Origin of the sequence: Methylobacterium gnaphalii (assembly GCF_007992215.1) — a bacterium.
Classification (GTDB): domain Bacteria; phylum Pseudomonadota; class Alphaproteobacteria; order Rhizobiales; family Beijerinckiaceae; genus Methylobacterium; species Methylobacterium gnaphalii.
Genome location: NZ_BJZV01000063.1, coordinates 1 through 9,608 on the forward strand (window position 1 = coordinate 1; position 9,608 = coordinate 9,608).

The 9,608-nt window shown below is 67.8% G+C and carries 9 protein-coding genes; 1 reads left to right on the forward strand and 8 read right to left on the reverse strand.

Annotated features, from left to right (window positions below; all coding sequences use genetic code 11):
- Positions 1 to 166: 166 nt before the first annotated feature.
- From MGN01_RS22630 to MGN01_RS22640, 3 genes are all read right to left on the reverse strand, one after another.
- Positions 167 to 1,735 carry a methyl-accepting chemotaxis protein gene (locus MGN01_RS22630; RefSeq protein WP_238258611.1) on the reverse strand — a complete coding sequence of 523 codons (1,569 nt, stop codon included), beginning with the start codon at positions 1,733 to 1,735 and terminating at the stop codon, positions 167 to 169.
- 197 nt (positions 1,736 to 1,932) lie between these two features.
- Positions 1,933 to 2,475 carry an inorganic diphosphatase gene (locus tag MGN01_RS22635; protein WP_147049057.1) on the reverse strand — a complete coding sequence of 181 codons (543 nt, stop codon included), beginning with the start codon at positions 2,473 to 2,475 and terminating at the stop codon, positions 1,933 to 1,935.
- A 101-nt stretch (positions 2,476 to 2,576) separates the two neighbouring features.
- Positions 2,577 to 3,509, reverse strand: coding sequence for a hypothetical protein (locus tag MGN01_RS22640; RefSeq protein ID WP_147049058.1), 933 nt, complete (start codon positions 3,507 to 3,509; stop codon positions 2,577 to 2,579).
- Between the two features lie 563 nt (positions 3,510 to 4,072).
- Here MGN01_RS22640 and MGN01_RS23860 point away from each other — a divergent pair.
- Entirely contained in the window at positions 4,073 to 4,210 is a 138-nt protein-coding gene (locus MGN01_RS23860; protein WP_170246127.1) for a hypothetical protein, read from the forward strand.
- A 110-nt stretch (positions 4,211 to 4,320) separates the two neighbouring features.
- Here MGN01_RS23860 and MGN01_RS22645 read toward each other — a convergent pair whose 3' ends face one another.
- From MGN01_RS22645 to MGN01_RS22665, 5 genes are all read right to left on the reverse strand, one after another.
- Positions 4,321 to 5,211, reverse strand: coding sequence for a LysR family transcriptional regulator (locus tag MGN01_RS22645; protein ID WP_147049059.1), 891 nt, complete (start codon positions 5,209 to 5,211; stop codon positions 4,321 to 4,323).
- A gap of 264 nt (positions 5,212 to 5,475) precedes the next feature.
- The gene (locus MGN01_RS22650; protein ID WP_147049060.1) at positions 5,476 to 7,542 is read right to left on the reverse strand and encodes a 2Fe-2S iron-sulfur cluster-binding protein; all 2,067 of its coding nucleotides are present in this window, start codon (positions 7,540 to 7,542) and stop codon (positions 5,476 to 5,478) included.
- A gap of 228 nt (positions 7,543 to 7,770) precedes the next feature.
- Positions 7,771 to 8,487, reverse strand: coding sequence for an LrgB family protein (locus MGN01_RS22655; protein WP_147049061.1), 717 nt, complete (start codon positions 8,485 to 8,487; stop codon positions 7,771 to 7,773).
- Complete coding sequence (locus MGN01_RS22660) at positions 8,484 to 8,882, reverse strand: CidA/LrgA family protein (protein ID WP_147049062.1); 399 nt, start codon at positions 8,880 to 8,882, stop codon at positions 8,484 to 8,486. Before MGN01_RS22660 ends, MGN01_RS22655 begins: the two co-directional genes overlap by 4 nt.
- A 28-nt stretch (positions 8,883 to 8,910) precedes the next feature.
- The gene (locus MGN01_RS22665) at positions 8,911 to 9,426 is read right to left on the reverse strand and encodes a tellurite resistance TerB family protein (protein ID WP_147049063.1); all 516 of its coding nucleotides are present in this window, start codon (positions 9,424 to 9,426) and stop codon (positions 8,911 to 8,913) included.
- Positions 9,427 to 9,608: the final 182 nt, after the last annotated feature.

A 9,608-nucleotide genomic window follows, 5' to 3' on the forward strand; every position in this document is an offset into this window, starting at 1 on the left:
ACCCATTGCAGACCTTCGGGAGGTCCGCGTCTTTACGGTCCGATGAACCGATTTTGGCGGCTTCCGGCCATGAGATAGCGCCGGAGGGATGCAGCCGAGCACAAAGGGAAGAGGCCGGGCTGACGACCCAGCCTCCTGTCGCGCCGTTTCGGCACGGTTACAGACTTCAGGCAGCTTTCACGCTGCTCAGGAAGGTGCCGACCTCTTGTGACAGGCTAACCGAGTGACGCGCCAGTTCCTGCGCGGCGCTCAGAACCTGACCGGCGGCCATGCTGGTCTGACCTGCGCCGTCTTGCACGCCGGCAATGTTGCGCGTCACCTCCTCCGTACCCTGGGCGGCCTGCTGCACGTTGCGGGTGATCTCCTGCGTGGCTGCACCCTGCTCTTCCATGGCCGCGGCAATACCTCCAGCATAGGCAGACATCTCGGAGATCACGCGACTGATCTCGCGAATGTCAGCCACTGCCTCGCTCGTGGCGCTCTGGATCTCGGCGATGCGCTCGCCGATTTCACCCGTGGCCCGGCTCGTCTGACCCGCAAGCTCCTTCACCTCGGTGGCGACCACGGCGAAGCCGCGCCCTGCTTCACCGGCGCGTGCCGCTTCGATGGTCGCGTTCAGCGCTAGCAGGTTGGTCTGCGAAGCGATGGTCGAGATGATCGACACGGCGCTGCTGATCCGCTCGGCCGTGCCGGCCAGCCGCTGCACGGTGGCATCCGTGCCCTTGGCCTTCTCGACCGCCATGTGGGCGATCCGCGCCGACAGGCTGACCTGATGGGCGATCTCGGCAACGGAAGCGGCCATCTCCTCGGAGGCGGCCGCGACCGTCTGCACGTTGGCCGAGGTCTGCTTGGCGGCACCCACCACCGACAAAGTCTGCTGTGTGGTTTCATCCGCCGTGACGGTCATCGTCTGCGCTGTGGCCTCCATCTCGGTCGCCGCTCCAGCCAGTCCCTGCGTCAGGACCGAGACGTTGTGTTCGAAGCGCTTGGTCAGGTCATCGAGCAGATTCGCCCGGCGCATCTTGGCGTCGGCCTCTTCAGCCGCAACCGCTTCGGTCGCCTGTTTGGCGATCAGCCCTTCCTTGAACACCTGAACAGCCCGCGCCATCAGGCCGATCTCGTCGCCACGCTCCGACCCAGGGACGGCTTCGTCCAGGCGGCCCGCAGACAAGTTGCTCATCGCAGCGGTCAGTGCGCGGATGGGCCGGACGATCCCACGTGCAATCGGCCATGCGCAGGCGATCAGCAGCGCGATCAGAACGGCGACATACGCCGCGTCCCGCCGCGTAAGCTCCCAGAACCGAGCGTCGATGTCGTCGATGTAGGTCCCCGTACCGATCACCCACTGCCAGGGCGCATAGCCGAGAGCGTAGCCAAGCTTGGGTGAGGGCTGATCCTGCCCGGCCCGGGGAAACATGAAGTCGACGAACCCGCCCCCTGCCTTGGCAGCCTCAATCAGAGCGGCGTTGAAACGAAGACCGTTCGCGTCTTTGGCTTCCAGCAGGTTCTTGCCCTCGTTCTCTGGCTTCAGGCCATGCGCGAGGTTCACGCCGTCGAAGTTGTAGACGAAGAAGTAGTCGTTCTTGCCGTAGCGTATAGCCCGGAGCACTGACTTGGCGCGCTCTTGAGCCTCCTGCTGCGAGATGGCACCTTGTTCGGCGCTGTTTGCGAGACGCTTGACTGTCGAAAGAGCAGCCTCAACCTGGCCAACGAGGGCGGTTCTGCGTTCCTGCAAGATCGCCTCATGGCCGCTGGAGAGATGAAGAGCCTCGAGTACTGCCAATACTAAGAAAAAGCAGACGATTAGAAGACCAATACGTTGTGATATTTTCAGCGACATAACAATAGGCCAAATCCGCGCCGCCGGAGCCGGCAGGCAACGAATGTCGTAGCTTTATTGGGATTAAAATTTTACCAAACGCTGCGGTCAGTTCACCTGACGTGCGAGCGCGCGCCCTGCCGAACAAGGGCGAGAGCGGCTTGCGCGTCACCGCGCCGGAGCACCTTGAAATCCTTGCCGGCGAGCTGGTTGTAGTGACCGAAGAACGCCTCGACCTCGTCCAGCATGCCCGGGCGCAGGTCTGACAGCGCGTGAACGTGAGCGTGCGTGCGGGCCTTCGCCGCCACGCCGATCAGCCGGTCGTTGCGCTCCCATGTGCCGTCGGGCTCGCGCTGCTCGGCCTCGATCACGCCGAGCAGGTGCGCCTCCAGCACGCAGCCTGGGAAGACGGGCGCGTCCATCACGACGAGGATGTCGAGCGGGTCGCCATCGGCTCCTTTCGTCGAGGGGATCATGCCGAAATCGTAGGGGAAGCTCGTGCCCTCCGGCAGGACCATCTTGAACCGGAAGGCGCCAAACGCCTCGTCGTACGCGTACTTGTTCGAACTGCCTTTCGGAGTCTCGATGACGACGTGAACGGCATCCTCGTCGCCGAAGGTCGGCAGGCAGTTCAGGGGCGGGGCGGTCTGGGACACGGCAGGCTCCAAGGAAGCGCGGTACCGGGTGAACCCGGGCCGAACCCTCTGGCTCCCTGGTCTGCCGTGGAGGAATCGACGCATGATTCCGGGAGGACCGGCTAGCGGCCGGCCCCCGTACCGGCCTCGGCACCCTGGCCGCGCGACCGGCGCGTCGCCCGCCCGCGCTCCAGGGAGGCCGCCCTGCGACGTTCCTCACGCAGCACCTCGATGGTCGGCTGCCACCAACCGCGCGCGACCTCGGCCGCACCCGCCCCTTCCCGGGCGGGCCAGGCCCGGACCAGCTCGTCGTGCGTCGGCCTACGCCGGACCGCCCAGATCAACGTGCCTGTCTCCGCTTTCACGCCCGGGTAGAAGCGCTCGACGACCGAGGGGTCGACGATTTCGCCGGTGACCGCCTCGAAGACCGCGCAGCCCGCATGGGTCTGCAGGACGCGCCCGAGCGGCGGCAGCGCCTCCTCGGGCACAGGATACCGGTTGCGGCGGCGCTCGGCGGCCTCGGCCAGCCGATCAGCGTGGTCGGGAGACGCCCTGCGGCTCGCCTCGCGCTTCCGCCTCTCTCCGGGCTCGGCTCGGCGGGCAGCCTCCTCGATGTTCGGCCAGCGTCGGCACAGTGCCTCGAACGACCGGAACGGCACGCGCCACGCCTTCGATGCCGGGTCCCACCGCGCCCAGGGCACCGTCCGCAACTCGTCGACAACGGTGCGGGAATACGGCGTGCGGACCACCAGGTCGTCGGTGACCTCCAGGTATGGACTCGAGATCGGGTCGAAGGCGAAGGCATCGCGGCCACGCTCGTCGGCATGGGCCAGGACACTCGTCCACTCGCGGCCCGACCACGCCTTCAGGCGGCGCTCCGCCGTAGTGCCTGGCACGAACCAGGCGCCGAGATCCTCGCGCCAACGCGCACGGGGGAATGCGGCGCGGAAACGCTCTACGGTCATCCGGTCATACGGGAAGGCGGCTGTTGCCCCGGGCGCACCGTCGCCGGTCTCCCGCTGGGTCGCACTGAATTGCACGGTCTCGCTGGCCACGGGCCGACCCTTGCCGTCTCGCTCATCGAGCCGCCCTTGCAAGCGGATGATATGCAAGTTCAAGCGTCGGCGACCGGTTCCCGGACCGGCGCTGAGACAGGCATTCGGCTCCGCTGGTTCCGGTTCCTACGCAACACTCACGGCATCCCGTTGAAGGAAGAACGGGAATCGCGCGGCCTGGAACGGCTGGCGCCGAGCGCCGGTTGCCTCGTCAGTCACCCGCTCGCGAGGGGAGGCCGTGACGCTCTGGCCGATCATAACCAAGGTGTTCGCGAGCTGCTTCAGGCCTGGGTGCCTGAGCGCCAACTATAGGCCACTGCGCCAGCCTCACGAGCTTTGTCCCTTCGCACGATGGGCCTCTTCGGCAGACTTTTGAGCACCGTGCGTTCGACCCCGGAAATTTTTCCGGCCCTCGATCAGGTCATGCAATTTTGTGCATCAGATACCCGCGCTGGCGCACCAACATGCGCCTGATGCACGATTGGTGTGAGGAATGTGGTATACCAAGGAGGCGTGTGCAGTGCGATATCGCCTTCAACGCACTGCACTAAAGGACGCCGCAGATGACCCTCTTCTCCGCTCTCGCTCTCCTGCCCTTCGCTGCCGCCGTTCAGATCTCGCTGGTGATCGCGCTGGCCAAGACCTTCGATGGTGGCACGCAGAGCAACGATGGCGCCGGCGTGGTCCCCACCCTCGCCTGATCCCGATCGAGCCGCCTCGCGCGGTCGAGACAATCCAGCCCGCCCGGTTCGCCGTGGCGGGCTTTGTCATGTCTGGGCTCGTGGATAGCCGGCCCACGCCCGCTCGCCCTTCAGTTCAGGAAGCGGTTCGCGCGCAACCGGTTCACGGCCAAGTCGACGAAGGCCCTGACCTTGGCGGGCGCCTGCCGGCCCTCGGCGTAAATCACGTGGATCGGCAGGGGCGGCTCCTCGTAGTCGCCGAGCACGATCTGGAGCCGCCCTTCGAGAAGCGCCGGGCCGATCTGGTAGTGGAGCACCCGCGTCAGGCCCCAGCCCGCCGCTGCCGTCGCAATCGCGGCCTCGTTGGTGTTGCACTTCAAAGCGGCCGTGATCGTCACGCGCTGGTCGCGCCCGAAGCGCCATTCCGGCGAGGCCCAGGCGCTGGTCGGGGCGGCGATGCGGTGGTTCCTCAGGTCGGCCGGCGTCTCGGGTACACCGTGTCGCTCGAAATAGGCCGGCGCGCCGCAGACGACGCGGCGCACCGCGCCGACCTTCACGGCCGTGAAGCCGGAATCGGGCAGATGGCCGATGCGCACGGCGACGTCGATACCCTCCTCGACGATGTTCACCGAGCGGTCCACGAACAGGGTCTGCGCCGACATGGTCGGGTAGCTGTCGAGGTACTCGGTGACGACGGGCAGGACGTACATCTGCCCGAACAGGAGGGGCGCCGTGATCGAGAGCGTGCCGGAGGGGGTCGCATAGGAGCCGGCGGCGGCAGCCTCGGCCTCGGCGATGTCGGACAGGATGCGCCGGCAATCCTCGAAGTAGCGGCCACCCGCCTCGGTCAGCTTCACGGACCGCGTCGTGCGCACGAAAAGCCGCGCCCCGATGGTCTCTTCGAGGGCGGCGACCGCGCGGGTGACGGCCGGCGCGCTCATGTGCATCTGGCGTGCGGCCTCGGCGAAGCTCGCCGTCTCGGCGACCTTCGCGAAGATGCGCATGGCATGCCAGCGGTCCATCGACGGCCTTCGCTCCTGGAGGGCCGCCAATGGCAGCGCTTCCTTCTCGAAAAGCCGCATATCACCTGTCCCACGAAAAGTGACGGGCTCCTCCGCGATACCTGTCCGAGATGCCTCTTGAAGCGCGTCGAAGGGCGCTCGTGGGCAGCCGGCGGTAGGCTCGAGAGATTGATCGGCTCTGCATGGGCTCACCCCATGCGAAAAGCTGATGTTTGTTGGCTCTCGTGTCGTGATCTGTCCGAAAACGCCCCGAATGACGTCATCTCACAGGGCGAGCTGAATGCGGTCCGCCCCCGCGGCCGGCGCCGCCGAGCAGATCAGCACCTCGCCCTGCTCCAGCGGAGCGGTCGGCTCGCGCAGATAGGTGACCTTGCCGGCGAGCAGGCGGGTCTTGCAGGTGCCGCAAGAACCCGACCGGCAACTGAATTCCGGGCTGAGCCCCCGCGCCTCGGCAAGGTCGAGCAGCGAGCCCGAATCCGGCATCCAACGCGCCTCCTTCGCCGAGTCGACGAAGGCGACGGGCACCGGCTGCGTCGAAGGCAGGGGCCAGGGTGAGGCCGCGGCTGCCACCTTCGGCGCGGCCCTGGCCAGCGACGACGGCCCGAAAGCCTCGGCGTGGATCCGCTCGTCCGCGATGTTGAGCCCGTGCAGTCCATCATAGAGGGCCTGGGCGAATGGCGGCGGGCCGCAGAGATAGAAGTCGTAGTCGCCGAAGGGCAGGAAGCGGCCGAGCAGCGCCATGTCGATGCGGCCCGGAACGTCGTAATCGACGCCCTCCTCGGCATCGTCCGGCTCGCTCAGGACGCGAACGACCCGCACGGCACCCTGCGCCGCCTTGACCAGCGCGTTGAGTTCCTCGTCGAACGGGCGCTCGCTCTTCGTGCGGGCGGCATAGAACAGGACGGTCGGCCGGACGCTGCGGGTGCGCAGGCCCTCGTAGACGACGTGGCGCAGCATCGCGAGCAGCGGTGTGATGCCAATGCCGCCGGCCAGCAGCACGGCGGGACGCTTCTCGCGCGCATCGATGGTGAAGGCGCCCGTGGGCGCGCGCGCTTCGATCGTGTCGCCGACGCGCAGAGTGCCGTGCAAATGGCGCGAGACCACGCCATCCCGCTTCACGCTGATGCGGTAGACCCCATCGGAGGGCGCAACCGACAGCGTGTAGGTGCGGATGACAGGCTTGTCCGATCCTGGCAGCGTGACGCGGATCGGCAGATGCTGCCCGGCCTTGTGCGGGAGCAGCCCGGCGCCATCGTCCGGCACCAGGTGGAACGAGCGGATCGAGCGGCTCTCGTCGACGATCCGCGTCACCTTCAGCGGGCGCCAACGCGTCGCTAGCTCGGTGGCACGCAGGCGGTCGGCTGCCTGCCTCCAGTCGCCGGTCATCAGGGAGTTCGGCGACCAGCTGTCCTCGCGGAACGACCAGCGCAGGGGCAGTGCCCCGAGCCGGCGCACCACGCGCCGGGGACGGAAGCTCCACAGGCGCTCGGCACCCTGGAAGGCGGCGATCTCGGGCGAATCCAGGATCACCTCGGCATCACCCGTCATCTGCAGCAGGTCCCCCCTCTCGAAGTCGACGAAGACGAGGCCCGCCTTGCCGTTCAAGAGGATGTTGCCGAGCGTGGCGAAGAACAGATTGCCGGCGAAGTCGGGGATGGTCAGCGTGCCGTCCTCGGCGACGCGCACGAACCCTGCCCGGCCGCCGCGATGAGAGACGTCGACCTCGCGCCGGCTATCGCGCTCGGCGTAGGAGGCCACGAAGAACGTGTCCGCCGCCGCGACTATAGCCCGCGCGGATGCGTCGAGCTCGGCACTCTCCTCGACGGTGCCGCTGAACGGCTCGCGCGGATCGCGGACATAGTCGAGGTTGCGCAGCTGGATGTATTGCGGGCAATTGCCGAAGCTCTGATCGACCTCGACTTGAAATCCGTCGCCGGTCTGCGCGCGGACGATCCCGTTGACGCGGTTGCGGCGGCGGGTGTGCAGTTCGATGCCGAGCAGGCCGATGGCATTGCCCTCCGCCGTGCCCTCGCTCGCCGGATCGCTCGCATCGCCCCGGGCACCGATATCGAGGCTATGCGCGTCGGGTGACGCGATGAAGCCCGGCCGCCCCGGCAGGATCGTCGCCCAGGGATCGCCCCCACGATCGACGCTGCCGAGAATGATGAACGGGATGTGTTCGTAGAACGCGCGGTGTTGGTCGGGCATGTAGTCCCGGATCACGCGCTGGCCGACCTGCTCCATCTTGTCGGCGACGCCAACCTTCTCCTGAATGGCCTTCTCGCCGGGATGCCAGACGGCCAGTTTGCCTATCGTCGTCACGTCGCCCATGGCGATGCCCTCCGATCAGGCGGGGCGCTCCGGTCGGCGCGTCCCGAACCCTGTCTCACGCTACGGCGGAGAGGCGGCCCAGCGTCTCGATGAAAGAGACGAGGGTCGGCCCCGAGCCGTAACAACAAGGTGTCCCCGAGCCTTCTCGATGAGAATGCCCAATCTCGTCAGCTCATTGCTGCGTGCAGCGGAATGATTGGGCGGGTCGTTGAAGACCGCAAAGCCGGGCTATCGAACTAGCCCGAGCATCACCGGCACCAGCATCGCCGTGAGAAACGCGTTCAGCCCCATAGCAATGCCGGCGAAGGTGCCGGCGGTCTCGCTGACCTGGAAGGCCCGAGCAGTACCGAGGCCGTGGGCGGCGAGGCCCGCCGCGAAGCCACGGGCGCGCAGATCCCGGATGCGCAGGAGGTTGAAGAGGGGTGTGACGATGATCGCCCCGGCGGCGCCCGTGAGCATCACCAGCACGGCCGCGAGCGTCGGGTCGCCGCCCAGCGTCTCGACGATGCCCATGGCGACGCCGGTGGTCACTGATTTCGGGGCGATCGCCACGATGATCTCGTGGCTCAAACCGAGCGCCCTCCCGAGCACGATCGCACTCGTGAGCGCCGTGATGCAGCCGACGACCAGGGCCGCAAGCATCGGCAACAGGGCGCGCCTCACGATGCCGCGGCGTTCGTAGAGCGGGAGAGCCAGCGCCACCGTCGCCGGGCCGAGCAGGAAGTGCACGAACTGCGCACCCTCGAAGTATGTCTGGTAGGGCGTGCCGGTGAGCTGCAGGACGAGGCCGGTCATCCAGATCGCATGCAGCACCGGGTTGGCGAGCGGTTGCCGTCCGGTGGCCTCGGAGAACCGGTCCGCGATCGTGTAGGCGACGAGCGTCACGGTCAGCCACAGCAGTGGCGTGCGCGAGAGATAGACCCAGAGGGCGAAGTCGCCGCTCACGGGCTGTCCTCCGGCGGCCGTACGATGCGCGAGACCGCGGCGAGGGTGAGCGCGGTGGCCGACAGCGTCAGCACCACGGAGACGATGAGCACGATGGCCAGCGCGAGGCCGTTCGCCGTCAGCACGTCGAGCCGTCCGACGATGCCGACGCCTGCTGGCACGAACATCAGCGAGAGATGCGCGAGCAGGCCCTTCGCGGTCGTCTCCAACCCGCCTTCGACGAGGGGGCGGGGCAGGATTGCCGTGGCAATGCTGCGATAGCGGTCCCGGATCAGGAGGAAGCCGAACATCAGCGCGGCCCCGATCACCGGCCCGGGCACCGGCGCACCGCTCGCATGGGCGACAGCCTCGCCGAGGAGCTGGGCGAGGAGGATGAGGGCGAGACTGACGATCACCGCGGGAAGGGGCTCCGATCGTGATCCGTCACCGGGACGGGCGGCCTGCCTGTGCCAGCTCCGCCGTGGCCTCGGCCGCCATGCGAGCGCCTTCGCGGGCACGGCCGATGGCGGCCTCGTCGAGACCGAGCAGCTTGCCGAGGCGCCAGACCAGGGCCTCCTCGAATTCGTGCACGTCGCCATCCGCTCCGGCGACCGACCAGGCCATGGCCAGGATGCGCTCGCGCTCCTCGGCGCCACCCTCGCGGCCGATCCGTTCGACGAGGCCCGCCATGTCGCGTGTCTCTGCGTCGAATGCGGCGGCGCGGGCGATCAGGGCCGCCGCCTCGGCCTCCGTCGCGGCGAAACGGGAGCGCACGAGCCGCGTCAGGCGCTCGGCCTCGGCCGGATCGAGCACGCCATCGGCACGCGCGACATGCACCAGCAGCGCGGTGGCCGCGAGATGCTCGTCGGCCTGTGCGGCCGTCTCCGCGTCCTGGTGGACGGGCTTACCGGGGCCGAAGGCAGCCGAGGCGTAGGAGATCAGTCGGGCGAACAGCGCCATGGTGGCTCGCGGGGCGTGAGATGCGCCACCCTTGGGAGGGCCGCCACCCCCGTCAAGCAGCGAGGCCGTCCGTGGACAAGATGGCGACGCGGCGTGGCGCGGCTGCATCGGGCGGAGCGGGCCGGACCGGTTGCCGGCTCGGCTCCGGCAAGACGTTCGTCACGGCCTGCCTTTATCGTCCG

Excerpts from the sequence above, each read along its gene's own strand:
- MGN01_RS23860 (WP_170246127.1), top strand. The coding sequence starts at position 4,073 with ATGACCCTCTTCTCCGCTCTCGCTCTCCTGCCCTTCGCTGCCGCCGTT.
- MGN01_RS22645 (WP_147049059.1), bottom strand. The coding sequence starts at position 5,211 with ATGGACCGCTGGCATGCCATGCGCATCTTCGCGAAGGTCGCCGAGACG.
- MGN01_RS22650 (WP_147049060.1), bottom strand. The coding sequence starts at position 7,542 with ATGGGCGACGTGACGACGATAGGCAAACTGGCCGTCTGGCATCCCGGC.
- MGN01_RS22665 (WP_147049063.1), bottom strand. The coding sequence starts at position 9,426 with ATGGCGCTGTTCGCCCGACTGATCTCCTACGCCTCGGCTGCCTTCGGC.